A 25636-nucleotide genomic window follows, 5' to 3' on the forward strand; every position below is an offset into this window, starting at 1 on the left:
CACGACCTCGTCCTTCGACAAGCTCAGGATGAGGTCTGTTGAAAGTGCCGCGCAAACCTTCGCTACAAAGAGCAAAATCATGAACGCACATCTGCAGCCCACCGGCTCGGCCTATTTCCTGACCCAGGAAACCCAGCAGACCGAACGCCACACGCTCTCGGTTCTGGTCGATAACGAGCCGGGCATCCTCGCCCGCGTCGTCGGCCTGTTTTCGGCCCGCGGCTACAATATCGAAAGCCTGACCGTCAGCGAGACCGAACACGACAAGCGACTTAGTCGCATCACCGTTGTCGTTGTCGCCACGCCCAAGGTCCTGGTGCAGATCAAGCTGCAGCTCGAACGCCTTGTGCCGGTGCACAAGGTGCATGACCTCACGGCCGAGGGCTCCTATGTCGAGCGCGAACTGGCGCTGATCAAGGTGCGCGGCACCGGCGATCACCGCGCCGAAACCCTGCGGCTGGCCGATGCCTTCCGCGCCCACATCATCGATGCGACGGTTGAAAGCTTCATCTTCGAGGTAACCGGCAAGCCGGACAAGATCGATAGCTTCATCGCACTGATGGCGCCGCTCGGCTTGGTCGAAGTGGTCCGCACCGGTCTTGCTGCGATCGGGCGTGGCCCCGAAGGCATGTAATGGTGTATGGCAGGTCTTGTTAGCCGAAAGACCTGCCATGACCCTTCTCTCCGTCAATCTCAATGCCGTCGCCCAGCTGCGCAACCGGCGCGATCTGCCCTGGCCCAGCGTCACCGGCATCGCCCGCGTGGTGCTCGATGCCGGGGCGAGCGGCATCACCATTCATCCGCGTCCGGACCAGCGGCATATCAGGCGGACCGATGTCTTCGAACTTTCGGAACTGCTTCGCGCGGACTATCCGGCGGCGGAGTTCAACATCGAAGGCTATCCGAGCGACGACTTCCTGGAATTGATCGAAGCGGTGGATCCCGAGCAGGTGACGCTGGTGCCGGATGATCCGGCACAGGCGACATCCGACCACGGTTGGGATTTTCGTGGCGAAGCCGATTTTCTGGCTTCGGTCATCGGCAAGCTGAGCAAGCCCGGCCGGCGCATTTCGCTGTTCTGCGACCCCGATGCCGGTGCCGAAGCCGTAGCCGCCGCCAAGGCCACTGGCGCTGACCGGATCGAGCTTTTCACCGGACCCTACGGGGCGTGTTTTGCCGACCCCGCCACGGCAGACCAGGAGCTCTCCGCCCTGGTGCAGACGACGGAGGCGGCGCTGGCGATCGGCCTCGGCGTCAATGCCGGACATGATTTGACGCTGGAAAACCTTCCGGCTTTCCAGGCCAAAGTCCGGGGCGTGGCCGAAGTTTCGATCGGCCACGGTATCACCGCCAATGCCTTGCTGATGGGCTTTGCGGAAGCGGTCCGGCGCTACCGGGCCGTGCTCAGTCCCAATAGCTGAAGTCGGACAGTTCGCAGACATTGTTGTTGTACTTGACCAGCTCGTCGCCGTCTTCGAACACGGCGAGGAAGTCGTATTTGCAGTAGCCGGTGCCATCATCGATGTTGATGACCACGCTATTGCCCGCGGGCAAGATGTTGCGGCCCAGTATGTCCTCCTGCCAATCGCGCGTGCCCTTATTGGAGGCATAGAACTCGATGATGTCGTAGGAGGAATGATTGTTGATGCGAACGCGGCGGTCGAGTGCGGCAGCGTCGAGCGTGCCGACCGAAGCGATGGCCAGCGCCAGTGTCAGAGATGCGAGTTTCATGGTGTCCCTCAGGTTTGTCCCGAGGCGAATTAACGACATGACCGATATGGCCGCACCCTCCATTTGGGGGGTATCGCAGCGCGCCCGCGAAATAATTGTCGCAGCTCTCCGAACAGTGCGTCCCGATCTGTGATGCAGTTGACTGAACCAAGCCTGTACGCACTGTCTATAGCTCAAAAACGCAGTCGCCGCCTATACTTACATCAGTGATACCGGGGCACGCCATTGATCCCGGGCGACAGCGACGTGCCTTCTTGAGAGAAGCGCTCTCAGGCACATATATCGCCTCAGTTACGTTTTGTTACCAAGGAGGGCATCCCAATGTCCAATCTCAAGATCGGCGTCGTCATTTCGTCCACCCGTGCTACCCGTTTCGGCGACAAGCCGGCGCAGTGGATCCTGGACAAGGCCAATGCCCATGGCGGTATCGACGCCGAATTGCTCGACCTGCGCGATTTCGACCTGCCGTTCTTTGACGAAGCCGCTTCCAATCTCTGGATGCCGTCGAGCGACCCGCGCGCCGTGGCATGGCAGAACAAGCTGGCTGAATTCGACGGCTTCATCTTCGTCGTTGCAGAATACAACCGCTCCATCACCGGCGCGCTGAAGAACGCTCTCGACCAGTCCTACAAGGAATGGAACCGCAAGCCGTTTGGCATCGTCGGCTACGGCACTGTGGGTGCTGCCCGCGCTGCAGAACATTTGCGCGGCATCGGCGTCGAACTGCAGATGGTTTCGACCCGCTCGGCCGTCCATATCGGTGGCAGCGACTTCTTCGCCGTTCACCCGCTCGGCCAGCAGAACAAGCCGTTCAGCGAGATTGAAGGCTCGATCGGCCCGTCCGCCAACGACATGCTCGACCAGCTGGTCTGGTGGGGCAACGCGACCAAGTCCGCTCGCTAAGAATTCGAAGACCTCCAAACTCTTCGTTTACCTGGAAGGGGCCGTTGCGAAAGGGGCGGCCCCTTCTGGTCTTGCGAACCAATTTGAAGCCTGCGTGTTGTGTGTAACGGCGGGCGGGTGTATAGCCCCGCCGGCCTTAAACCAGCGAGAGCCCCAAAGCTCATGACGCGTGCGGACCATGCCGGCTCTGTTGCCGGTGACGTAGCGACCCATCAGGCCAGCCACGAAAAAAACAGTCTCCCTCTTCTCACCCTGGGCGCGATAGGCGTCGTCTATGGCGATATCGGTACGAGCCCGATCTACGCCTTCCGGCAGGCCACGCATGTCCGCCCTGGGGCTGCAGGGACCGATGTCGAAATCCTCGGCCTCCTGTCGCTGATCGTTTGGGCGCTGACGCTTACCGTTGCGGTCAAATACGTTTTCTTCGTCACTCGCGCCGACAACAATGGCGAAGGCGGTACGCTGAGCCTCATGGCGCTCGCGCGCAAAACCTTCACCAAGCCACCGATCTGGATAACCGCACTAGGCGTCTTGGGTGCGGCTCTGTTTTTTGGCGATGCGATCATCACGCCAGCCATTTCGGTGCTCTCGGCAGTCGAGGGTGTGGAACTGGTGGCGCCCGGCATGACCCGCTGGGTGGTGCCGATAACGCTTCTGATCATTGTCGGGATCTTTGCCGTCCAGCGCTTCGGCACGGCGAAAGTCGCCAACGTCTTTGGGCCGATTACGGCCGTCTGGTTTCTGACGCTGGGCGTCTCGGGCCTTGTGCAGATCATCAACTATCCAGCCGTGCTGATGGCGCTCAACCCGTTGCTGGGGTTTGGCTTTCTGTTCACCCATTTCGGGATTGCCTTTGTGGTGATGGGCGCGATCTTTTTGGCGGTAACCGGTGCCGAGGCGCTCTATGTCGATCTTGGCCATTTCGGGCGAAAGCCGATCGTGATCGCCTGGTTCAGCCTGGTGTTTCCGTGCTTGCTGCTCAACTATTTCGGGCAGGGAGCCTTTGTCTTGCTGCAGGGGGTCGAGAATGTCGAAAGCCCCTTCTTTGAAATGCAACCGGAATGGGCTCTATTGCCGTTCGTCATCCTGGCCACGATGGCAACGATTATTGCCAGCCAGGCGGTGATTACCGGCACCTATAGTCTGACGCAGCAGGCGATTGCTTTGAACATGCTGCCGCGCATGGTGGTTCAGCATACATCGGCGACGCAGAGCGGGCAGATCTACATGCCGCAGATCAACACCATGCTGATGATCGGGGTGTTGCTGCTGGTCGCAATTTTCGGCAGTTCAGAAGCCTTATCAAACGCTTACGGCATTGCGGTGTCGGGCGTGATGATCGTGACGCTGTCGCTCCTGATCGTCGTGATGTGGCGGAACTGGAAGTGGCATCCGATCGCGGTGATCGGTTTCGGGCTCCTGTTCGCGGTGATCGACGGCGGTTTCTTTGCCGCGAATGCAGCAAAACTGTTCCAGGGAGGCTGGGTGCCGGCAGTTGTTGCGCTCGGCGTAGCACTATTGATGTGGAGCTGGATGGCCGGGCGTGCGCGTTTGTCTGAGAAAACACGACGGGACGAAGTGCCTCTCGAGTTCCTGGTCAACAATCTCTCGAAGAAGAAGCCGACAACTGTGCCAGGAACGGCGATTTTCTTGACCTCGGATGTTGAAGGGGCGCCAACGGCACTGTTGCACTCGCTCAAGCATTACAAGGTCTTGCATGAGCAGAACGTCATTCTGACCGTGCGCACCTCTACCTCGCCGCGTGTTCCGGACGATGAAAAGGTGACGATCGACGCCTATAACGAGCTGTTCTTCCGCGTCGTGGTGACCTTCGGCTTCATGGAAAGTCCCAATATCCCCAAGGCCTTGGCGCTGGCTCGTAAACTGGGGTGGAAGTTCGACATCATGTCGACATCGTTCTTCCTGTCGCGACGGTCGCTGAAGCTGGGAGCCAAGTCGGGAATGCTGCGGTTCTGGCAGGATCGACTATTTATCCGTTTGGCGCGAAACGCCTCAGATGCCACTGAATATTTCCATATACCCACCGGGCGCGTTGTGGAGATCGGCACTCAGGTCATCATCTGATCGTCTGGTGACAGATCGGTGCTAGCATTTGCCGCGATTAGCGCGGCATTTCCGGACACACATGTGGCACTTGTGCGGGTGCGAAGCGCTGTTCCTCGGCGCCGCCGACCAATTTGAGGTTCAGCACCAGTTCGGCATCGCTAACGGAGGTGATATCGGCGCTGATGGTCATGCCGTCTTCTTCCCAGGAGATTTCGGTGTCGGAAACCTGCTGCCAGGTCGAAAGGCGATAGGTTTCCCAGCAGCTGTCCGAAACCAGGGTACCGTCGGCTAGGAAAATGTGCATGACGCCGGGCAGCGAGTCGGCGGCGCCTTGCATGACCCAGACGCGATTGAGGAGCGGGTTATCGCCTTCGGCATCGCCCGCTTCCTCGACGAGTTCTTCAGCGTCCTGCGCCAGAGCGGGAAGGGTGGTGCAGGCGCCGACGCCCCAGGCGGTCATCAGCGCCAGAATTGCGGCCTTGGTATCCATCTGCGTCTCTCCCTTTCCCGTGATTTGGGCTTTGCCCCAGTTGATCACAAGAGGGACACCCGCATGTCGGCGAAATTGAGATGGTGCAGCGACACTATTGTGCCGCTTGCGCCCTGCTGCTTTCGCTCATGACGCGGTGGTAGTCGGAGACGCGACGCGTCTGGACCGGCCATGGTGTGAAGTCGCCGCCAAGGGCGACATTGGCGTGGAGCGCCCAGTTGGGATCGTCGAGGGCGCCGCGCGCCAAGGCGATGAAGTCGGTGTCGCCGTTCTCGATGAAGGCTTCGGCCTCTTCCGGGTCGCCCAGAAGGCCAACAGCCATGGTGGGGATGTCGGCGCCTTGCTTGACCGCCTTGGCGAAGGGCACCTGATAGGCGGGTGCGGACTTGATGCGGCCCTGAGCGAAGCCGCCGCTGGAGCAATCGATCGCATCGACGCCGAGAGCCTTGAGTTCGCGCGCCAGGGCGACACTATCTTCCACCTGCCAGCCATCGGCATTGTTGTCGCTGACGGAGAGGCGGACGATCAACGGCTTGTCCGCAGGCCAGACGGCGCGGACCGCTTCGGTGACTTCGAGCACCAGGCGCATGCGGTTTTCACGGCTGCCGCCATATTGGTCCGTGCGGTGATTGGCCAATGGCGAGAGAAACTGATTGAGCAGGTAGCCATGCGCGGCGTGGATTTCCACCGTATCGAAGCCGGCGCGCTCCGCACGCTTGGCGGCGGCGACGAAGCCGTCGATCACGCGGCGAATGCCTTCCGCATCGAGGGCGGCCGGCACCTGGAAGTCCGGATTGGCGGGGTCATTGGACTCGGCGCTGGGCGCGACGGGAACCCAGTGCTCATAGCCGACGGCGCGGCGCTGCTCTTCGGTGAGCTGCTCGGGCTTGATCCACGACACGGGCGTTGATGCCTTGCGCCCGGCATGAGCAAGCTGGATGCCAACAGCGGTACCCTGGCTGTGGAGGAAATCGACAATGCGGGCGAGCGGCGCAATGTGCTCGTCCTTCCAAAGGCCCAGATCGGCATAGGAAATACGGCCCTCGGGCAGAATACCCGTGGCTTCCAGAAGGACGAGGCCGAAGCCGCCGATGCCAAAGCGACCCAGATGCACGAAGTGCCAATCGTTGGCAAAACCGTCCTGCGCCGAATATTGGCACATGGGGGCGACAACGGCGCGATTGCGCAGGGTGAGGCCGCGCAGCGTAACGGGAGAGAAGAGCTTGGACATGGATATTCCGCAATAAGGCGAAGGCGTTCGCGCCTACATGCGCTGTTTGCGGTTCATCGGCAAGTGCCGATGAAAGGAGGCCTGTCCTGCTCGTCGTGCAGGGGTGGCTTTAACCCGGTAACATCATCAGCACGCGCTGCAGCAATGCCGGATTGGTCCAGAGGAAATAGGCGGCGGCGACGAAAGCGGCGAGCACGGCAAAGCCGATGACTTTCTTGAGTACGGAAAACACAAGCCACAGGATGACAATGGCGGCGACGCCGAGGCCGATCAGGGTGGCGGAGTCTGTTGGCATTGCGCGGGTCCTTGTGTTTAGGGGCTAGGTACCGTGTTCGGAGCAAGGAAGTCACCCCCTTCCGAGCTGCGCTAGGCTCGTCCCTCGCCAAGCTCTGCTTGCCTTCCCCTCTGAGGGGGAAGGTGGACGCCACTCGCGTGCACGATAGTGCCACACGCTCTATGTCACCCTCCCCCTCAAAGGGGAGGGTCACGAAGCTAGCCAAAGGCGTAGCAAAGCTAGGGAGGGGGTGACTTAGTGAACCAGAATTCGATTTGGCCGTTTCAGCAATATGCGCACCAGTTTAGCCACCGCAGTTCTTCTATTCCTTGCCACCGCCGCGCCGGCACTGGCGCAGTGCCCGCCTGCCGCTGCCGGCAACACGGCTGACGAGATACGCAGCAATGAGCGGCGCATCGTTTGCTTGCAGCAGCAGTTAACGGTCGAGAGCGAGCGGCGGCAGTTCGGGATTGAGCTTGACATGCTGAACCAGCGCCTGCGGGAACTGCAGCTGCAGCGGCAGTTCGATGTGCTGCCGGCGCCGGTGGTGCCTAGATTTTAGCGTGCGCGTCGCGACCTACAATATCAACGGCATAAACGGGCGGTTGCCACTGTTGCTGGAGTGGCTCGACACAACCCGGCCCGACGTGGTCTGCATCCAGGAGCTCAAGGCTCCCGATGAGCGCTTCCCCCGGCGTGAGATCGAGCGGGCGGGGTATGGCGCGATCTGGCACGGGCAAAAGAGCTGGAATGGAGTGGCGATCCTGGCCCGTGGGAGCGATCCGATCGAGACGCGGCGGGGCCTGCCTGGCGACGAGACGGATGTGCAATCCCGCTACCTCGAGGCGGCGGTGAGTGGGGTTCTGGTTGGGTGCCTTTACTTGCCCAACGGCAACCCGGCACCTGGCCCAAAGTTCGACTACAAGCTTGCCTGGTTCAAGCGCCTGGCGCTGCATGCGCAAAGCCTTCTAGATACCGAGCTGCCAATTGCGCTGGTCGGGGACTATAATGTGATGCCAACCGACCTCGATGTTTATGCGCCCGAGCGTTGGCGCGACGATGCCTTGTTCCGGCCCGAAGTGCGAGAGGCGTTTGCCGATCTGGTAGGGCAGGGCTGGACCGATGCGATCAGGACGCTCCATCCTCAGGAGCGGATCTATACGTTCTGGAAGTATTGGCGGAATTCGTTCGAGCGTGATGCGGGGCTGCGCATCGACCATTTCCTGTTGAGCCCGGCTCTTGCGGGGCGGCTGGAAAGCTGCGGCGTCGATCGGGCATTCCGAGGACGGGAAGGCGCCAGCGACCATGGTGCCGTGTGGATAGAAGTGAGCGACACCTAGGTCACTAAAGAATCCGCTTGCCTCCAACCGTACCGCACGGTACGCCAGCGCAACGATGCCGACGCGGTCGGTTGCCGCTGGTTGAGGAAGCGCCATGGCCCTGGCCATAAAGGTCAATGAAGAAACGTTCACCCCGCGTCAGCAGGCCGTGCTGACGGCGGCGCTCGATCTTCTGGTCGAGAACGGCGACGGCTTGACCATGACAGCCGTGGCCCGGCGCGCTTCCTGCTCCAAGGAAACGCTCTACAAGTGGTTCGGCGATCGCGATGGCCTGCTGACGGCAACTGTGCAGTGGCAGGCGGCCAAGGTGCGCATGCCCTTCGTCGATCGCAGCCACCTTAACGTCAAGGCGCTGCGCACGAGCCTTGAGGCTTTTGCGCGCGACCTGCTGACGACGCTGATCGGCGAAGTGTCCATCACTCTCAACCGCACGGCGATTACCCATGCGGCGCAGGAGAAGGATAGTCTGGGGACCATCGTGCTCGAGAACGGGCCGATCGCGATCCGGCGGCGGCTGAAGCCGATCCTTGAAGCGGCGCGCGATGCGCGGCTCCTGCGTTTCCCTTCGAGCGAAGACGCCTATCGCACCTTTTTCGGCCTTGTCGTGCGCGACGTGCAAATCCGTCTGCTGCTCGGCGACAAGGCTCTCACCCAATCCAATGCCGAGGCGAACATCGAAGACGATGTGAAGACCGCGACGGATCAATTCCTGGCTCTTTATGGCGCCAAGGCAAACGCATAACAAATCGAGGGAGCACCCCAATGCGCGTCTATTACGATCGTGATGCCGATCTCAACATCATCAAGTCCAAGAAGGTCGCGATTGTCGGCTACGGCAGCCAAGGCCATGCCCATGTGCTGAACCTGCGCGATTCGGGCGTGACCGACGTCGTCGTGGCGCTCCGTCCCGGTTCGCCGTCGGCCAAGAAGGCCGAAGGCGAAGGCCTGCGCGTGATGTCGGTTGCCGATGCCGCTGCCTGGGCCGACGTCATCATGATGCTGACTCCGGACGAGCTCCAGGCCGACATCTACAAGAAGGATATCGAAGCCAATATCCGCGACGGCGCTGCCCTGGCCTTCGCCCATGGTCTCAATGTCCATTTCAACCTCATCGAGCCCAAGTCGACCGTCGACGTGATCATGATCGCGCCCAAGGGCCCGGGCCATACCGTGCGTGGCGAATACCAGAAGGGTGGCGGCGTGCCGTGCCTGATTGCCGTGCACCAGGACGCATCGGGCAATGCCCATGACATCGCGCTGGCCTATGCTTCGGGCGTTGGCGGCGGCCGTTCGGGCATCATCGAAACCAACTTCCGCGAAGAATGCGAAACCGACCTTTTCGGCGAGCAGGCCGTGCTCTGCGGTGGTCTGGTCGAGCTGATCCGAGCCGGCTTCGAAACGCTGGTGGAAGCCGGCTACGCACCGGAAATGGCTTACTTTGAGTGCTTGCACGAAGTGAAGCTCATCGTCGACCTGATCTACCAGGGCGGCATCGCCAACATGAACTACTCGATCTCCAACACGGCCGAATGGGGCGAATATGTCACCGGCCCGCGCATCATCACCTCGGAAACAAAGGCCGAGATGAAGCGCGTGCTCCATGACATCCAGTCGGGCAAGTTCACCGCCGAGTGGATGCAGGAAATCAAGGCCGGCGGTTCGCGCTTCAAGGCCACCCGTCGCCTCCACGACGAACACCAGATCGAAGAAGTGGGCACCAAGCTGCGCGACATGATGCCGTGGATCAAGGCAGGTGCCTTGGTGGATCGGGCGAAAAACTAAGTTCTTCAACAGTTGATCTTAAACGGGGGCTTCGGCCCCCGTTTTGCTTTCCAGCGACAGTATTTCTGTTAGGCTCACCGCAGCGTCTACGGTCCCACCCCTCCTTTTGCGAGGCTTTGACTATGACTAAGCGGTTCTGCCTCTATCTGATCAAGCCCTCGCATTATGACGACAAGGGCTATGTCATTCAGTGGAAGCTTTCGCCCATTCCCTCCAATTCACTCGCATCGGTCTATGGGCTGGTGATCGATTCCCTGGATAGGGGAGCGCTGGGGCCGGACTGGATGGCAGATGTCAAAACCATCGACGAGACCAATACCGAAGTCGATGTCCGGGCCATCATCGCCGATGCGAAGAGTGCCGATGCGGCGCTGATCATGCTGATCGGGGTGCAGTCGAACCAGTTTCCGCGCTCGCTGGACCTCGCGCGACCCTTGCTGGCGGCCGGGGTGCCGGTGGCGATCGGCGGCTTCCACGTCTCGGGCGTGATCTCGATGCTCAATGGCGAGGATGCCGACTTCAAGCAGGCGCAGGCGATGGGCATTTCGCTGTTTGCCGGCGAGCTCGAAGGGCGGATGGAACTGGTGCTAGCCGATGCTGTCGCCGGGACGATGAAGCCGCTCTACAATTACATGAACGATCTTCCCGGCATCGAGGATACGCCGGTGCCGTTCATGCCGGCCGAACATGTGTCGCGCACCGCCTATAACCTCACGAGCTTTGATGCGGGGCGTGGCTGTCCCTATCAATGCTCGTTCTGCACCATCATCAATGTGCAGGGGCGCAAGTCGCGGCGGCGGTCTCCGGACGATATCGAGAAGATCATCCGGCTCAATACCAGCCAGGGCGTGCACCGCTATTTCATTACCGACGACAATTTCGCCCGCAACAAGGACTGGGAGGCCATTCTCGACCGGCTGATCCAGATGCGGGAAGTGGAGGGGATGAAGTTCAACTTCATCATCCAGGTCGATACGCTCTGCCATCGCATTCCCCGCTTTATCGAGAAGTGCTCGCGCGCCGGGGTGACGCGCGTGTTCATCGGGCTCGAAAACGTCAATCCGGCCAACCTCAAGGACGCCAAGAAGCGGCAGAACAAGATCACCGAATATCGGGTAATGTTGCAGGAATGGAAGAAATGGCGCGTGATCACCTATGCCGGCTATATCCTGGGTTTCCCGACCGATACGCCTGAGCGGATCATGCACGACATCGATGTGGTCAAGCGCGAACTGCCGGTCGATATTCTGGAATTTTTCTTCCTGACGCCGCTGCCGGGTTCGGAGGACCACCAGAAGCTGCATCGGGCAGGGGTGGCAATGGACCCCGATCTCAATAAATACGATCTCAATCACTACACCACGGCTCACCCCACGATGAGCAAGGCGCAGTTCGAGAAGGTGTATGCGGACGCCTGGAGCCGCTATTACTCGCTGGACCATGTCGAGACGATCATGCGCCGGGCGGCAGTTTCGGGAATTTCGACGTCGCAGGTACTGTTGCTCTCGACCTGGTTCATGGGGGCGCTCAAGATCGAGGGCGTGCATCCGCTCGAAGTCGGTTGGATCCGGCGCAAGTCGCGGCTCAATCGCCGCTCCGGCATGCCGATCGAGCCGGCGATCCTGTTCTATCCCAAATACTATGCCGAGCTCGGCTGGAAGCTGGCGCGCTGGGCTGCGCTCTATGTGCGGTTTGGGCTAAAGCAGCTCAAGGTCGAGCGCGATCCTAACCGGCATGCCTATACCGACCTCGCCATGTCGCCGGTGGGCGACGGGTCGGAGGAGGATCTCGAACTCTTCAAGACCATCGATGCGGTGGCGTGGCTCGACCAGCAGAAGCGGATCAACAACGCACAGCACGGCATCAAAGAGCCGGCGGCGGAATAGGTCCGGTTAGGTAGCGCTGGAGGGTTGGCGCGATGGCGGCAACCAGGTCTTGGCGCGGGGCGCTGGCAAGCGGCTCAAGCTTGAGTACATAGCGGGTGATGATGAGGCCGGCCACTTGCGAGGCGAGGAGCGTGGAGCGCCAGCGTGCTTCGGGCTCGGGCAGATGCAGTTCGCGCATCACCGGCGCAAGAATGCGGTTGAGCAGGAATTCGCGCAGGAGCTTGGCGCCCCATTCGTGCTGGAGGCCCGTTCGCATGAGGGTAACGCCCGCGGTTCCCACGGGACTGTCCCAAACGGTCAGCATGGTTTGGAGCAGACGTTCGCCAATGTCTTCGCGGGAGCCGGTGAGGACCTGCTCGACATAAAGGCGCGGATCGACGGGCGCGTCGAGCGCGGCCAGGAACAGTTGCTCCTTATTGCCGAAGTGGTGGTTGATCATGGCTGGGTCGACCCCGGCCATGGCCGCGATCTCGCGCACGGTGGTCTTGTCGAAGCCGCGTTCGGCAAAGGCATGACGGGCGGCTTCGAGAATCTGGTCCTTGGTGGTAGAGGCCCCGCGACGGCGGCCGATCATGGCTGAGGCTCGGTTTGCGGGCGGCGGGCAAAATCGGGGGCGTGTTCGGGACGCGGGCCGAAGGCGACCATTCGAGCCGGGAGGCTCTTGAAGCCGGGCACGTGGGAAACCAGCCAGACGAAAAAGGGCGGTGGGCCGGAGCGTTTGCCATCGAAGGCGGCCTGGAAGACCACGTCGTGCAGGGTGCGCTGGACCGCCTGGATGATCCGGGTGGGAAACATGCGGCGGCGCTGAACCTTGGCGAGGTCCGCTTCAGTGAGCGTGCCGTTGTGGAGCGGATCGCGCAGGATGCGCGCGGCGGCGACAGCATCCTGGATGGCGAGATTAACGCCGACTCCGCCGGCTGGCGACATGGCATGGGCGGCGTCGCCGATCAGCAGCAGGCCCGGACGGTGCCAGCGCGGCAGGAGGTTGAGCTTGACGTCGAGCATGTGGACGTCCTCGAAGGTCAGGGTTTGGAGGCGGTCGGCAAAGTCGGGGCGGAGCCTGGCAATGCGGGCGCGGAAGCTTTCGATGCCTTGGGAGCGGAGCGCTGCGTCGCCACCTTTTGGAAGGAAATAGGCGATCTGGTAGAAACCTTCGCGGGTGATGGCGAGGAGCACATCAGGGCCCTCGAAGCGCGGCAGGATGGAGGAGAGTTCGCCGCCTTCGCTTTCGGCGCGCGGCAGGCGGAGCCACCAGACGTCGAAGGGCACGGGGGACTCGTCGGGCAGGAGCTTTGCTCTCTGCCGGACAATGGAGCCGCGGCCGTCGCAGGCGACGACGATGCCCGCGGTGACGGTATCGATCTCACCTAATTTGGTGCGGTAACTCACCCCGGTGACCTTTCCGTCTTGTTCGATCAGGCCAGTGACTTCGGTCTCCATGCGGATGGAAAAGCTCGGCTCGGTCTGGGCCGCGCTGACCAGGAAGTTGAGAAAGTCCCATTGCGGCAGCATGGCGATGTAGTTGTAGGGCGGCTTAAGGGCCGCAAAGTTGCCGAGCGGAATGGCGCCGCCACCGGAGGTCGGCAGTTCCAGCGCGCCAAGCCGTGTTTGCGGCAGACGGCGGAAGGCGTTGCCGAGGCCCATTTCGTCGAGGAGGCGAATGGTTGAGGCGTGCACCGTGTCGCCACGAAAATGGCGCAGGAAGTCGCTGTGCTTTTCGAGGACAGTGACCTGGACGCCGCCGCGGGCGAGCAGCAGTGCCAGCATGATGCCGGCCGGACCGCCTCCGACGACAAGACATTGCGTGTGTTCCACCGATGCCTCCTCGAAATTCAACAGATGTTGAATTAATGCGCTTGTGCGGGGGATTTGTAAAGCCGGGCTCTGCCCTGCTTACGAAGCTCAAGCAAATTGCGCTAAGGCTGGAACAGCTGCTTACGAGTCGAGGATTGAGCATGAGCACGGAAGACGATATTGCCTTGGTCAAGCGCCAGGAACTTGAACTGGTGCTGCCTGCATTCGATGAGGCCGTGGCGTTTGCGATAGGCGCGTCGATTCGGGACCGAGCACTCAGCGACGGGCTGTCGCTCGTGGTGGACCTTAGAACCTGGGACCGGCAGCTGTTCTTTTCGGCAACGCCGGGCACAAGCGCGGACAACGCCGAATGGGTTCGGCGAAAGATCAACTCGGTTCGGCGTTTTCAGCGGGCTAGCTACCGGCTGGTGCTGGAGCGCGGCGAAGCGCCGTTTCCGCCGCAATCGGGTGCCGATCCGGCAGACTATGTCATCGCCGGCGGCGGCTTCCCGATCCGGGTACCTGGCGCGGGGATCATCGGAACCCTGACCATTTCGGGTCTTCCCGGCCGCAAGGATCACGGCGTCGCCGTGGATGCCCTTTGCGATCACCTCGGCATGAGCCGTGCTGACTATGCCCTTGGCGACTGACGCTTGACGCCTGCTTCGGCGAGCCTCAATGCTTGACCCATTGGGGGAGTGGGTCATGGCGGAAAAGCTGCGCTATCTTATCTTGGACGTCTTCACGCGGACGCCGCTGACAGGCAATGGCCTCGCGGTCATCCCGAACGCAGCGGGCCTGCTCGACGACGAGATGCAGGCCATTGCGCGGGAGTTCAACCTTTCCGAGACTGTGTTTATCTGCAAGCCAGAGGGTGAGCGGAACACGGCGTCGGTGCGCATCTTTACGCCCTATGAGGAACTGCCATTTGCGGGTCATCCCACGGTCGGCGCGGCAGTGGTTCTGGGGCTGCAGAGCAAGGCGACGGCTTTGCGCATCGAGGAAAAGGTGGGGCTGGTGACGGCGCTGTTCGAGCGCATCGACCGGCGCACCGGGGAGGCGCGGTTTACCTTGCCCAAATTGCCGTCGCGGATCGCTGACCTGCCGGACCGGTTGAGCCTGGCGCAGGCACTCGGCATCGAGCCGGAAGAGATCGGCTGCGACATGTTCAAGCCGGCAGTGTTCTCTGCGGGCGTGACCTTTCATCTGGTGCCGGTGCGGAATGCGGCGGTCCTCAAGCGAATCAAGGTCAACCAGGCGCTGTGGCCCGAAGTGTTCCACCATGAACATAGCTCCGCCTATGTGTTCACGCTGACACCGGAAGAACCGGACAACGACATCGCTGCTCGAATGTTCGGCATGGGACTGGGAGAAGATCCGGGGACCGGCGCCGCGGCTGCGGCATTGATCGGGCTCTTGGCAGAGCAGGCGCTGGGCAATGACCAGTCGGACCTGGTCCTGCGCCAGGGCCATGAGATGGGGCGGCCGTGCCGCATCAATCTGCAGTTCCGCAAGACCGATGATGTCTTGACACATGGGGCGATCGGCGGGGAAGCGGTGATCGTCGCCGAGGGCATGCTCGACCTCGTCGAATAAGGCGAACGGATTTTGGGCGCGTGGTCTTGCAACGGGGCTGCGATTGGCGCATTGTTCGCCTAGAGACAAGCGTACCAGAGCGTACTCATGCAGCGCAGCCGCGCCAAAGCCATTGCGATTTCCCAGGCCCAGGTCGCCAAGACCCGGATGGTGATCGCTGCTGGCCTTTTGCTGCTTCCCGCCGCGCTTCTCCTTCTTCTTATCAGCCCCTGATCACCGGCAGCTCGAATTCGAGCGGGTCGTCAGGGGAGTGCGCCACCAAACCGAACAGAAGAAAATGTCCGGTCCAGCGAGCCATTGCCTCGGGGCCGATAGGGAAGACCAAAATGTCCGCCACTGCCAATTCTAACAAAGAACGCGTCTTTATCTTCGACACCACGTTGCGTGACGGCGAGCAATCGCCCGGCGCGACAATGACGCTGGACGAAAAGATCCAGGTCGCCGATGCGCTCGATGAAATGGGCGTCGACATCATCGAAGCTGGTTTCCCGATTGCCTCGCAGGGCGACTTCGAGGCTGTAGTCGCCGTCGCCAAGCATGTGAAGAAAGCCCGCGTGGCAGGCCTTGCCCGCGCCATCACTGCCGATATCGACCGGGCAGGGGAGGCGGTGCGGCACGCCCAGCAGGGCCGCATCCATACTTTCGTTTCGACCTCGCCGATTCACTTGGCTCACCAGATGAAGAAGACCGAGGACGAGGTCATCGAGATCATCGCGCGCACCGTGGCGCAGGCGCGTAATCTGATCGACGACGTTGAATGGTCGGCCATGGACGCGACCCGCACGCCAATCGAGTTCCTGAAGCGCTGCGTCGAGACCGCAATCAAGGCCGGCGCGACGACGATCAACCTGCCCGACACCGTTGGCTATGCCGTGCCGGACGAACATTTTGCCATGTTCAAGACAATCATCGAAAGCGTGCCCGGCGCCGACAAGGCGATCTTCTCCGTCCACTGCCACAATGACCTGGGCATGGCTGTCGCCAACTCGCTGGCCGGCGTTGCCGGTGGTGCGCGGCAGATCGAATGCACCATCAATGGCCTGGGTGAGCGCGCGGGCAATGCGGCGCTGGAAGAAGTGGTGATGGCGCTGCGCACCCGCGGCGATGCCATGCCGTTCTTTACCGATATCGAAACGACGCATCTGGCGCGTGCCAGCCGCGTGGTTGCGGCCGCGGCCAATTTTCCGGTGCAGTACAACAAGGCAATCGTGGGCAAGAACGCCTTCGCGCATGAGAGCGGCATCCATCAGGACGGCATGCTCAAGAATGCCGAAACCTATGAGATCATGACTCCGGCCAGCGTCGGCATCAAGGAAACCACCTTGGTCATGGGCAAGCATTCCGGCCGCGCAGCCTTCAAGGACAAGCTGAAGGAGCTGGGCTACGAGCTTGGCGACAATGCGTTCCAGGAGGCCTTCCAGCGCTTCAAGGACCTGGCCGATCGCAAAAAGCATGTCTACGACGCTGATATCGTCGCGTTGGTTGATGACGAGGTCGGCTCGGTCGGCGACCGCATCCGCCTGGTCGATATGGAAGTGGTCAGCAAAACCGGCGGCGTGCACAAGTGCAACCTGGTCGTCACCATCGATGGCGAGGAGACCGCGGTGTCCTATGAAGGCACCGGCTCGGTGGACGCGATCTTCAACGCCATCAAGCAGGCCGCAGGGCAGGAGCCGCACCTGGTGCTTTACGCGGTGGACGGTGTCACCGGCGGCACCGACGCACAGGCATCCGCGCATGTGCGATTGGAGATGAACGGCCGCATCGCTTCGGGCAATGCGGCAGAGCCCGACACGCTTGTGGCGTCGGCGCGTGCGTATCTCAACGCGCTCAACCGCGTGATGATTGAACGCGGCGCCGCAGCGCAGGGCGCTATGGCCGGCTAAGTAAGTTCCCGGTGGGCCTCGGGCCCACCGGCCCTTGCACATTTGCGGCCAAACTGGTCTAGCCTGCGCCCGGGAAAACGGCGGGCCACAGCATGCTGAGCAAGGCAGAATTTCGCGGCGGGATCCTGGCGCTGGCCGGGGTCATGACCGTTGTCTTCCTCTTCGTGTCGTTGTCGCCGGGGCTGCCCGGCGAACTGCTGCTGCAGACCTTGCGCTTCCACCTGATCGTGGTTGGCCTCGTGCTCGCGGCGTTGGCGCTTGTCTTTGGTGCACGCTGGCGCGGCCTCTTGTTTTTGTTGGTCGTGCTGGGCAGTGCCCTTCATGGCGGGCTGATCGTTTCGGATCTTTATGCCCGGCGCACCCCCATCGTCGCTGAACCCACGGCGCAGTTTCGCTTCCTGAGCTTCAACGTGCTGGCGGGCAACGACCGTGCCGGTGAACTGGTCGAGACTGTGCTGGCCGATCCGCCCGATGTCATGCTGGTGATGGAGACGCCGGGCATCACCGACTATCTCGACGAGATGCGGGCCGTGTTCCCGTACCACGCCGGTTGCGCCGATGATGGCTGCGATATCTCGCTTCATTCGCGCTTTCCGATCGCCGAAGCCAAGGTCGTCGACCTTCCCCCCTTTTTTCGGCAGCGGCTCGTCACCGCGCGCGTAACGATTGATGGGCAGGAGGTTACCGTAGCGGGTCTTCACCTTTCGAAACCCTACTTCGACGAGGCGTCCTGGGGCGAAATTTACTACATCCGCCGGGCGCTGCGGGAGATCGAAGGGCCGATGGTGATTGCGGGCGATTTCAACGCTGCACCCTGGTCGGAGCCAGTCGCCTGGTTAGCCGATCAGCTCGATCTTGCGCCCGGACCTTGGCCGGCGGCAACCTGGCCTGTGCGGTTGGGCGCTCTGGGCGTGCCGATCGACAATGTGTTTACCCGTGGCAATGCGCGGCTGTTGACACTGGAGGCAGGCGACAATCTTGGCTCCAATCACCGCCCGCTTTGGGCCGATGTGGCGATCTACACCGAATAGGCTTCGCCAAGGGCAATGGGCAGGGCTTCGGCGAGGATGTCGAGCTCGCGCTGGGGCGCCGCGCTGATGCGGATGTGGTGATCAAGACCCGGCGACATGGGCTTGCGGATAAAGACGCCCTGACTGGCGAGGCCGGCAAGAACGGCGCTGGCGAAGGCGGCGTCGCGATCGCAATCAACAGCAACGAAATTGGTGCCGGAAACCAGGGGGCGCAGACCATTGGCTTCGGCGATGTGGCCGATCCGCGTCCGCGCATCGGCGATCGCGTTCACCGCCTGCCGCAGAAAGTCCTGATCCGCGAGCGCTGCGAGACCGGCGGCCTGGGCGAGCCGGTTGACACCAAAGTGGTTGCGGACCCGCTCGAAGGCACGGACCAGTCGGCGATTGCCCATAGCGTAGCCGACGCGAATGCCGGCGAGGCCATAAGCTTTTGAGAAGGTTCGCAGCCAAAGAACGTTGGGGCGGCTGGGATCGACTTTGGTCACAACGCCGGCGGGGGCGGTTTCGCCATAGGCTTCGTCGAGCAGGAGGAGGCAGGTTTCGGGCAGGGCGTCGATGAAGCGGATGACGTCTTCTGCGGACCAGAACGAGCCCATCGGGTTGTCGGGATTGGCCAGGTAAACCATGCGGGCGCCGGTTTCGTGCACCTTGGCAGCGAGGGCTTCGAGGTCCTCGTGGACGCCTCGGTACGGCACGTAGTGGAAGGCGCCGCCATAGCCGGCCACATGATAATTGAGCGTCGGATAGGCGCCCAGCGAGGTCACGAAGGGGTCGCCAGGAGCGATGAACAGGCGGACGGCAAGGCCCATCAGCCCGTCGATGCCTTCTCCAAGAACGACTTCGTCCGGCGCGATGCCGACATGTTCGGCAATGGCCGCTCGGAGTTCGTAGCCTTCAGGATCGGGATAAGCCCAGATGTCGCTGGCCGCGGCGGCAATGGCGGCCTGGACCCTGGGGCTCGGACCGAAGCCCGATTCGTTGGCGCCGATGCGGGCACGCAGGGGAACGCCAGAGCGGCGTTGCAGAGCCTCGGGTCCGACGAAGGGGACGGTTTCAGGCAGACTTTCGGCGAGCGCGGTGAAGGGCGGAACGGGCACGGGGGCATTTTTCCAAGTGGCTTCGTCGCATTCTAGCGAGCCAATTCTGGGACGCCAGCAATAACACCCGCAGTTCTGCACAGCCGCTTGCCCGGCTAAACCGCCGCCAGCGCTGAGGTCCCCGGGAACAAGCCGCATGCGCTGCTTTTAAATTAAATGGCAATCGCGCCGGCAAGTACCCGGCTACCATGGCGGTCCACCCTTGGCTGGTCATTCGCTTTTGCGATTCCCCCAGCGACAAAGACCTCAGGAGATCAGGGTGAACCCAACTTTCGTGCTTGCGCGAGACCATTTGCAGCGCGCAGCGACTATCCTTGGCGGCGTCGACCAGCGTTCGCGGCAGCTGCGACATATTATCGAGCGAACCATCGGCCTGATGGAAGAATACCGGCCCGAGCCGCCGCCGCGCGCCAGCAATGTCATCGAGCTGAGCGATTACGATCATTTGCGCCAATGAGTTGGCCTATTTGCGAGGCGCTGCAGGGTGCCTCGCAGATTTTGCACATAAAGTTCTGGGCAGCGCTGGACAGGGGCAAATCCGTTGGTTATAGAGGCGCCACTTTGGTAGCCCAAGCACTGGGCGAGTAGCTCAGTTGGTAGAGCAGATGACTCTTAATCATCGGGTCCACGGTTCGAGCCCGTGCTCGCCCACCAAAGTCTCTCCTCATCTTTGATATAAAGATCGGCGCTGACGCTTTTGCGACAGATTGCCGATTTTTCATGTCCCCGTATCCATGAGGTCATGTCGGTCTCCTTAGAAAGCCGGTGTCCACCGCGATGTGGATGGCTTTGAAAGGACCGCGGGATGTCGCACGACGCTCACAACCATGACCATGATTTGGGCTTCGCCCATGATTTGCCGCGCATGATCGGGCGGCGGCGCCTGCTGACCCTGATGGGTGGCATTGGCGTCCTGTCGATCACCGGCGGTGCGGCCGCAGCGCTGGAATGCGTGGCCTTGCCATGGGAAACAGCTGGGCCTTATCCGGCAGACGGCACCAATCGCAAAGATGGCCAGGTGGTCAATGCGCTGACTCAGGATGGCGTGATCCGGCAGGACCTGCGCCGCTCGTTCGGCGACCTGACGCCCGTGGCCGACGGGGCGGAACTCGAATTGGAGTTGACGCTGGTCGATACTGATGGCTGCGCTCCGCTAGCCGGCTACGCTATCTACCTCTGGCACTGCGACGCGGTCGGGCAGTATTCGCTCTATGACATGACAGACGCCAATTACCTGCGCGGGGTCGGGGTGGCCGGCGCGGATGGCAAGGTGCGCTTCACCACGATCTTCCCCGGCTGCTATGACGGACGTTGGCCGCATATGCATTTCGAGGTTTTCGAAAGCGTGGAGGCTGCCATCAGTGGCGAAGCATCTGTGCTGACCGCGCAGATAGCGATGCCGGAGGAGGCGAGCGCCGCGCTCTACGCCGCGGACACGCGCTATGGCGGTGGCGGGGACAACCTCAGGCGCGTGACATTGTCGAGTGACATGGTGTTCAGCGACAACAGCGCAGAAGCGCTTGAGCAGCAGGCCATGACCGTGAGTGGCGACAGCGTTGGTGGCTATGTGGGTTCAGTGACAATTGCCGTGGATCTGACGGCGGAGCGCAGCATGGGCACCATGCCCGGCGGGCCCCCTCCAGGAGGGTTCACGGGCGGCCGGCCTCCGGCGCCACCGAAGGGCTGATCCTCTTTTGCCTTTTGGGGGTGCATCGCGGGCGGTTTGGCTATAGGCTTGCCGGATGAAACCACATGTCACCCCCATTGAACGGGCGTTCGAGCTGGCCCGCAGCGGCCAGTGCCGGTCGACCACCGAGATCAAGAAAGCGCTCAAAAGCGAGGGCTACATGATCGAAACGCTGACCGGCGCTACGCTGTTGAAGCAATTGCGCAATACGATTCTGGCGCATGGCGGCGGCGAAACGATTAATCTTCCGAACGCTTAAACGGTCTTGCCCTCGCCACGATTGGCTGGCATATAGAGCTCATACGTTTTCAGCCTAAGTCGGCTGCCTCTGACGGGTAACTCCCGGTCCTTGGCTCACTGATCTATATGCGAACGTTTGTAGGCCCTCTTGCATGTTGCGGAGGGAAGCGCTCGTTACGCTACGGCTCGAGCTTTTAGGAAATCAAAATGGCTACCATCACCGGCACCGTTAAGTTCTTCAACTCCACCAAGGGCTTCGGCTTCATCACCCCGGACAACGGCGGCAAGGACCACTTCGTGCACGTTTCGGCTGTGCAGCGTTCGGGCATCGACGGCCTCTACGAAAACGACAAGGTCACCTATGAAGTCGAAACCGGTCGCGACGGCCGTGAATCGGCTGTGAACCTGATGCTCAACAAGTAAGCTTTACGCTTCTTGCTATGATTTCGAAGGCCGCTCTTGTAGCGGCCTTTTTGTTTGCCGCTACTCCTTCGGTGCGGCTGCAACTTTTGTCGCGTTTGGACACTACACCCCTTGATGTGCGGGCGGGTGAGGGCTAGCAGCATGGCACAGCCTTTGTGACACCGGCCCCAGGACCATCCATGTTCGGTTTAGATCCGAGTTTCCTTTCTTCGCTGCTTCAGGTCATCCTGATCGATCTGGTTCTGGCCGGCGACAATGCCGTGGTCATCGGGCTTGCGGCTGCGGGCCTGCCGGCCGATCTGCGCCGCCGGGCCATTCTGATCGGTATTCTGGCAGCCACGGTGCTGCGCATCGGTTTTGCGCTGATCACGACGCAGCTGCTGTCGCTCGGGGGCGGCTTGCTGATCGCCGGCGGTGTGCTGCTGCTCTACGTCTGCTGGAAGATGTATCGCGAGCTCAGCGTCCCGCATGAGGAAGAGGGCGAGGCGACCGAGGCGCTGTCGGATGCCGACCACAATGCCGATGGCAAGGTGGCCGGCAAGGCACCGCGCAAGACGCTGCGCCAGGCCGTCATCCAGATCATAATCGCCGACGTCTCGATGTCGCTCGACAACGTCCTGGCCGTGGCCGGCGCGGCGCAGCACCATTTCGAGGCGCTGATCTTTGGTCTTGCCCTGTCTGTGGTGATGATGGGCGTTGCCGCGACCTTTATCGCGCGGCTGCTGCATCGCTTCCGCTGGATCGCCTGGATTGGTCTTGTGATCATCCTCTTTGTCGCGATCCGCATGACGCTGGAAGGTCTGGGCGCGTTTGTCACGATCCCGGAAATCCCGTTCCTCTACACGCCGCATGCGGTGGGTACCGCCGCAGCCGTTGCGCATTAGCCTTTGGTAACCACGGGATGATGTTGTCGGCATTTGTCCCGCGCCGATAGGAAATTGCACACTTCGCTTCGATAGTTTCCGGCTGAACAAAGCCGGAAACTCGTCATGACAGCCTTTACAGGCCTGGTCTCAGACCCAATTACCGCAGAGCCTCAGGCGCCGGCCCGGTCCGGTCTGGTTCTGGCTGTGCGCAAGGTCGACGGTGCCGAGTTCGACCGGATCGTTTCGGGCTTCGACGGCGTCTGCAAGGAACAGCTTTATCGCTTTGCCGCCGTCCGCTGGCCGGGCGTCGTGCTCGAGCCGCGGCTGTTCGAACTCGAACGGCGCGTGGTCGGCGGTGTGCTGATGATGGTGCAGAAGCTGCCACTCGGCCTTGCCCGGATTGCGATTGCCAAGTGGGGTCCGATGCTGGCTGACAGCGGCAGCAGCAGGGCATCCGAGACCTATCAGGGCATGATCGAAGCGCTGGTGACCGAATATGCGGACAAGCGCGGGATGATGATTTCGCTGCTGCCGCACGCGTCGGTCAAGGCGCAGAACGGCCAATATCGGGCTCTGCTGGCGCGGGGCTTCCGGCCCGGTGCGGCGCTGCCCTATCCCGACCGTTACCTGGTCAACCTCCGGCTCAGCGACCCAGATCAACGTGCCAGCTTCGACCAGACCTGGCGGCGCCAACTAAAGCGGGCGGAAAAGGCTGGACTGGTCTTTGAACGGGCAGGGGCGGATCGGCTCGGCGAGTTCAAGGCGCTTTATGCGACCATGACCGACCGCAAGCAGTTCCGCGACCATTCGGCGTTTGAAACCATCGACAGCCTCATGGAACTCGACGAACCCGCCCGGCCGGAGCTGTTCTTCGTGCGGCATGAGGAACAACTGGTCGCCGGCGCCGTGATCTTCAAGGCAGGGGAGCGCGCAGCCTATCTTTATGGCGCCACCAATGATCAGGCATTGCCACTGCGGGCGGGCTACTTTCTTCATTGGCAGGTGATCCGCTGGCTGCGCGATCATGCGCGGGCCGGCTGGTACGACCTTGGCGGCACCGATGGTTATTCCGGGCTGCACCAGTTCAAAAAGGGCATGGTCGGCGATCAAGGCGTGATCCGGCCCTTGCCGCCGGTGCTGAACTACGCCAGGAGCCCATTGGCTTTCTGGCTAGGCGCAACGGCTCTTGGCGCGCGCGAACTTCTCAACGACATCCGCCGCAAGATCGACGCGCGCCACCCTTCCGGTGTGCGGCCGGACCTGGCGCCCACCATCCTGGATAACAGCAGCCTATGAGCCTTGCACGGCGGCTGTTGTCGCAATCCACGATCATCTTCGGCGGGCGGCTGTTTGGAGCCGGTCTCATCTTTCTGGTGCAGGCCTTCATCGCGCGCTTTTGGGGCGCTGCGATCCTGGGCGAATACCTGATCATCATGGCCGTGGTGAACCTTGTTTCCACCGTCATGCCGCTCGGTTTCCAGACCGTCAGCACCTACTTTGCGGCCGAATACCGGGCGCGCGGCGATCGCCGGCAGTTCACCGCATTTCTCATGCGCAGCTATGCCCATGTGGCGCTGATGTTCGTGATCCTGTGCCTTGCAGGGCCTCTCGCGCTCGAACTCTTCGGGCTGGGCGGAAGCTCGCTTGCGCAGCACTTCATGCCGGTCGCGCTGCTCGGCCTTGCGGCCGCCGTGGTCTATGTCAGCGGCAATGTGCTGATCGGCATCAAGCGGCCCTATGCCGGGCTCTTCGCCGATGGCGTATTTCGCCCGATGATGATGATGACGCTGTTCTTTGCCTGCGCCCTCACTATCGCTGAACCGCAGCAAAGCTTCGGCACCATGCTTTGGGCCGTGGCTTTCGGTTACCTCGCAATCGCCGTGGGCCATTTCACCATCCTGATGCTGTCGCTGTCCCGGGTAGAGGATACCGCGCCGGCGCGTCCGGCCGAAGTGTCGCGCTGGTGGCGCTTTGCGACGCCTTGGGTGCTGATCACCATCGCGACCGACTACTTTTTCGACATCGACCTGCTGCTGCTCGCGACGATTCTCGAGCCGGAAGAACTCGCGATCTTTGGCGTCTGCACGCGCATCTTTGCGCTGGTCTCTTTCGGCGTCTCTGCGGTCTATTTCGTGACCTTCCCCGACATGTTCGAGAGCGAAGCCAAAGCCGATCGCCAGGCGTTTCATCGTAAAGTCGGGGAAGCGAACCTTGCGGCCAGCGTGGTTTCGATTGGCCTCTTCATCATCGTGGCGGCAGGGGCACCCTTCGCGCTTAGCATCTTCGGACCGTCGTTCACTTCTGGTGCCGTGCCGATGGCGATCCTATGCCTCGCGCTGGTGGTGCGGGCCCTTCTGGGCCCTGCGTCCATGGTGCTCTCCATCCACGATCGGCCATGGTCGAGCCTGCCGGCAGTGGCGCTGGGCATGGTGACGCTGGTGATCGGCAACTGGCTGCTGGTGCCGAGCCTTCACTTGACCGGCGCGGCGCTAGCGGCGCTGATCGCCATCACGGTCTGGTCAATCGGGCTGTGGCTGATCGCTTTGCGGCTGGCCAAGATCGATGTTTCGATCCTGCAATGGCTGCGCTCGCGCCGGGCTGCCGTGCCGGCGGAGTGATCAGGCGCCGACAAGGCCTTTGAGGCGGTTTTTCATGCGCTGCAGGCGGCCGACATAGCCGCTGTCATAGGGCACGTCCTGGCGGGTGTAGAACTTTTCGATGAGGAGATAATCCTCGCCGAAAATGTGCTTTTCCAAGAGCGCCGTCTCCCGATAGCCATAGCGCTTGAGCAGCATGCGGGCGACTTCGTTTTCCGGCCGCACGAAGGTGAAGGCCTTGTGGAAGCGGTTGTTGTTCCAATGCTCGTCGAAGGCGCGCATGCCGAACATGCCCAGCTTTGTCTGCCGGTGCGAGGGGAAGACCCAGCTCCAGTAGCGGAAAACCGCGCCGCAATCGGGACCCGAAACCATGGCGCCGCCCGGCACGCCATCGGCGCACATCAGCATGATGTGCCAGGGGTCCATGGCCAGGAGCCCGCGCAAAAAGGTCTTGTCCAGCCGCCCGGCCTCGTGGCGCTTGAAGCGCTCACTGTAATGGGGCGAGGTGAGGATCACGTCCTGCAGCTCGCGATAGACGAGGTCGATATCGGCTGGGGTCGCAGCGCGGATGGTCATTTCGGCCATGGGTTGGCTCCTCGTGTCTGATCGCATCTTAAGAGACGGCAGTTAACACCGTGCTGCTGCTCCGGTTTGGCCTTGCCGGTGGCGGTGCCGGTCCATTAGAAGCTTGGGTGGGAGAGACAGGGAGGAAGCC

Annotated in this window: 29 protein-coding genes and 1 tRNA gene; 22 read left to right on the forward strand and 8 right to left on the reverse strand. The window is 61.7% G+C overall.

Translation table 11 applies throughout. From position 1 onward, the window contains the following. Positions 1 to 79: 79 nt before the first annotated feature. Entirely contained in the window at positions 80 to 634 is a 555-nt protein-coding gene (gene ilvN, locus JI748_RS04175) for an acetolactate synthase small subunit (protein ID WP_201635358.1), read from the forward strand. A gap of 37 nt (positions 635 to 671) precedes the next feature. Then, positions 672 to 1421: a pyridoxine 5'-phosphate synthase gene (locus JI748_RS04180; protein ID WP_201635360.1), complete on the forward strand. Its 750-nt coding sequence runs from the start codon at positions 672 to 674 to the stop codon at positions 1419 to 1421. Here the strand turns inward: JI748_RS04180 and JI748_RS04185 are convergent. Then, the gene (locus JI748_RS04185; RefSeq protein ID WP_201635362.1) at positions 1405 to 1731 is read right to left on the reverse strand and encodes a hypothetical protein; all 327 of its coding nucleotides are present in this window, start codon (positions 1729 to 1731) and stop codon (positions 1405 to 1407) included. The genes JI748_RS04180 and JI748_RS04185 overlap by 17 nt on opposite strands. A gap of 321 nt (positions 1732 to 2052) precedes the next feature. Between JI748_RS04185 and JI748_RS04190 the strand changes: the two genes are divergently transcribed. Next, positions 2053 to 2634 (forward strand): NADPH-dependent FMN reductase, encoded by a 582-nt coding sequence (locus JI748_RS04190; RefSeq protein ID WP_201635364.1) that lies wholly within the window; start codon positions 2053 to 2055, stop codon positions 2632 to 2634. 162 nt (positions 2635 to 2796) lie between these two features. After that, complete coding sequence (locus tag JI748_RS04195) at positions 2797 to 4719, forward strand: potassium transporter Kup (protein ID WP_201635366.1); 1923 nt, start codon at positions 2797 to 2799, stop codon at positions 4717 to 4719. Positions 4720 to 4756: 37 nt separating this feature from the next. Here the strand turns inward: JI748_RS04195 and JI748_RS04200 are convergent, their stop codons facing one another. The 3 genes from JI748_RS04200 to JI748_RS04210 all read right to left on the reverse strand — a co-directional run bounded on the left by JI748_RS04200 (position 4757) and on the right by JI748_RS04210 (position 6717). Then, complete coding sequence (locus JI748_RS04200) at positions 4757 to 5191, reverse strand: hypothetical protein (protein ID WP_201635368.1); 435 nt, start codon at positions 5189 to 5191, stop codon at positions 4757 to 4759. 94 nt (positions 5192 to 5285) lie between these two features. Then, the gene (locus tag JI748_RS04205; RefSeq protein ID WP_201635370.1) at positions 5286 to 6422 is read right to left on the reverse strand and encodes an NADH:flavin oxidoreductase/NADH oxidase; all 1137 of its coding nucleotides are present in this window, start codon (positions 6420 to 6422) and stop codon (positions 5286 to 5288) included. Between the two features lie 109 nt (positions 6423 to 6531). Next, positions 6532 to 6717 (reverse strand): hypothetical protein, encoded by a 186-nt coding sequence (locus JI748_RS04210; RefSeq protein WP_201635372.1) that lies wholly within the window; start codon positions 6715 to 6717, stop codon positions 6532 to 6534. A gap of 271 nt (positions 6718 to 6988) precedes the next feature. On the opposite strand from JI748_RS04210, the gene JI748_RS04215 reads away from it, so the two are divergent. The 5 genes from JI748_RS04215 to JI748_RS04235 all read left to right on the forward strand — a co-directional run bounded on the left by JI748_RS04215 (position 6989) and on the right by JI748_RS04235 (position 11704). Continuing rightward, on the forward strand, positions 6989 to 7258 hold the full coding sequence (locus JI748_RS04215; RefSeq protein ID WP_201635374.1) for a hypothetical protein: 270 nt from the start codon (positions 6989 to 6991) through the stop codon (positions 7256 to 7258). A gap of 1 nt (position 7259) precedes the next feature. Further along, positions 7260 to 8036 (forward strand): exodeoxyribonuclease III, encoded by a 777-nt coding sequence (gene xth, locus JI748_RS04220; protein WP_201635376.1) that lies wholly within the window; start codon positions 7260 to 7262, stop codon positions 8034 to 8036. A 94-nt stretch (positions 8037 to 8130) separates the two neighbouring features. After that, a complete protein-coding gene (locus JI748_RS04225; RefSeq protein ID WP_201635377.1) occupies positions 8131 to 8778 on the forward strand; it encodes a TetR/AcrR family transcriptional regulator in 648 nt (215 codons plus the stop codon). Positions 8779 to 8798: 20 nt separating this feature from the next. Next, the gene (gene ilvC / locus JI748_RS04230) at positions 8799 to 9818 is read left to right on the forward strand and encodes a ketol-acid reductoisomerase (protein WP_164534248.1); all 1020 of its coding nucleotides are present in this window, start codon (positions 8799 to 8801) and stop codon (positions 9816 to 9818) included. A 122-nt stretch (positions 9819 to 9940) separates the two neighbouring features. After that, on the forward strand, positions 9941 to 11704 hold the full coding sequence (locus tag JI748_RS04235; protein ID WP_201635379.1) for a B12-binding domain-containing radical SAM protein: 1764 nt from the start codon (positions 9941 to 9943) through the stop codon (positions 11702 to 11704). On the opposite strand, the gene JI748_RS04240 is transcribed toward JI748_RS04235, so the two are convergent. Together JI748_RS04240 and JI748_RS04245 are read right to left on the reverse strand one after the other, a co-directional pair. Further along, complete coding sequence (locus JI748_RS04240) at positions 11682 to 12278, reverse strand: TetR/AcrR family transcriptional regulator (protein ID WP_201635382.1); 597 nt, start codon at positions 12276 to 12278, stop codon at positions 11682 to 11684. The genes JI748_RS04235 and JI748_RS04240 overlap by 23 nt on opposite strands. Beyond that, the gene (locus JI748_RS04245; RefSeq protein WP_201635384.1) at positions 12275 to 13519 is read right to left on the reverse strand and encodes an FAD-dependent oxidoreductase; all 1245 of its coding nucleotides are present in this window, start codon (positions 13517 to 13519) and stop codon (positions 12275 to 12277) included. Before JI748_RS04245 ends, JI748_RS04240 begins: the two co-directional genes overlap by 4 nt. A 140-nt stretch (positions 13520 to 13659) precedes the next feature. Here JI748_RS04245 and JI748_RS04250 point away from each other — a divergent pair, with 140 nt between their 5' ends. The 5 genes from JI748_RS04250 (at position 13660) to JI748_RS04265 (ending at position 18011) form a co-directional block, all read left to right on the forward strand. Continuing rightward, complete coding sequence (locus tag JI748_RS04250) at positions 13660 to 14148, forward strand: heme-degrading domain-containing protein (protein ID WP_201635385.1); 489 nt, start codon at positions 13660 to 13662, stop codon at positions 14146 to 14148. A gap of 55 nt (positions 14149 to 14203) precedes the next feature. Further along, positions 14204 to 15094: a PhzF family phenazine biosynthesis protein gene (locus tag JI748_RS04255; RefSeq protein WP_201635387.1), complete on the forward strand. Its 891-nt coding sequence runs from the start codon at positions 14204 to 14206 to the stop codon at positions 15092 to 15094. Positions 15095 to 15181: 87 nt separating this feature from the next. Next, positions 15182 to 15307 (forward strand): hypothetical protein, encoded by a 126-nt coding sequence (locus JI748_RS17485; RefSeq protein WP_267911605.1) that lies wholly within the window; start codon positions 15182 to 15184, stop codon positions 15305 to 15307. A gap of 113 nt (positions 15308 to 15420) precedes the next feature. Next, positions 15421 to 16980 (forward strand): 2-isopropylmalate synthase, encoded by a 1560-nt coding sequence (locus JI748_RS04260; RefSeq protein ID WP_201635389.1) that lies wholly within the window; start codon positions 15421 to 15423, stop codon positions 16978 to 16980. A 92-nt stretch (positions 16981 to 17072) separates the two neighbouring features. Next, positions 17073 to 18011, forward strand: coding sequence for an endonuclease/exonuclease/phosphatase family protein (locus tag JI748_RS04265; protein ID WP_201635391.1), 939 nt, complete (start codon positions 17073 to 17075; stop codon positions 18009 to 18011). Here the strand turns inward: JI748_RS04265 and JI748_RS04270 are convergent. Continuing rightward, on the reverse strand, positions 17999 to 19108 hold the full coding sequence (locus JI748_RS04270; protein WP_233280610.1) for a pyridoxal phosphate-dependent aminotransferase: 1110 nt from the start codon (positions 19106 to 19108) through the stop codon (positions 17999 to 18001). The two genes, JI748_RS04265 and JI748_RS04270, sit on opposite strands and share 13 nt — an antisense overlap. A gap of 259 nt (positions 19109 to 19367) precedes the next feature. On the opposite strand from JI748_RS04270, the gene JI748_RS04275 reads away from it, so the two are divergent. From JI748_RS04275 to JI748_RS04310, 8 genes are all read left to right on the forward strand, one after another. Further along, positions 19368 to 19565, forward strand: a complete 198-nt coding sequence (locus tag JI748_RS04275) for a hypothetical protein (protein ID WP_201635395.1) — start codon at positions 19368 to 19370, stop codon at positions 19563 to 19565. A gap of 121 nt (positions 19566 to 19686) precedes the next feature. Continuing rightward, a tRNA-Lys gene (locus JI748_RS04280) sits at positions 19687 to 19762 on the forward strand. 151 nt (positions 19763 to 19913) lie between these two features. Beyond that, the gene (locus JI748_RS04285) at positions 19914 to 20795 is read left to right on the forward strand and encodes a dioxygenase family protein (RefSeq protein ID WP_201635397.1); all 882 of its coding nucleotides are present in this window, start codon (positions 19914 to 19916) and stop codon (positions 20793 to 20795) included. Between the two features lie 55 nt (positions 20796 to 20850). Continuing rightward, entirely contained in the window at positions 20851 to 21054 is a 204-nt protein-coding gene (locus tag JI748_RS04290) for a hypothetical protein (RefSeq protein WP_201635399.1), read from the forward strand. Between the two features lie 188 nt (positions 21055 to 21242). After that, a complete protein-coding gene (locus tag JI748_RS04295; protein ID WP_201635401.1) occupies positions 21243 to 21458 on the forward strand; it encodes a cold-shock protein in 216 nt (71 codons plus the stop codon). A 179-nt stretch (positions 21459 to 21637) separates the two neighbouring features. Continuing rightward, positions 21638 to 22342: a YjbE family putative metal transport protein gene (locus tag JI748_RS04300; RefSeq protein ID WP_201635403.1), complete on the forward strand. Its 705-nt coding sequence runs from the start codon at positions 21638 to 21640 to the stop codon at positions 22340 to 22342. A gap of 105 nt (positions 22343 to 22447) precedes the next feature. Next, positions 22448 to 23620 (forward strand): lipid II:glycine glycyltransferase FemX, encoded by a 1173-nt coding sequence (locus JI748_RS04305; RefSeq protein ID WP_201635405.1) that lies wholly within the window; start codon positions 22448 to 22450, stop codon positions 23618 to 23620. Then, entirely contained in the window at positions 23617 to 24942 is a 1326-nt protein-coding gene (locus JI748_RS04310) for a lipopolysaccharide biosynthesis protein (protein WP_201635407.1), read from the forward strand. The genes JI748_RS04305 and JI748_RS04310 overlap by 4 nt, the downstream gene beginning before the upstream one ends. Here JI748_RS04310 and JI748_RS04315 read toward each other — a convergent pair whose 3' ends face one another. After that, positions 24943 to 25506 (reverse strand): hypothetical protein, encoded by a 564-nt coding sequence (locus JI748_RS04315; protein WP_201635409.1) that lies wholly within the window; start codon positions 25504 to 25506, stop codon positions 24943 to 24945. Positions 25507 to 25636 lie beyond the last annotated feature (130 nt).

The organism is Devosia rhizoryzae, from assembly GCF_016698665.1.
In the GTDB taxonomy this organism is placed as follows: domain Bacteria; phylum Pseudomonadota; class Alphaproteobacteria; order Rhizobiales; family Devosiaceae; genus Devosia; species Devosia rhizoryzae.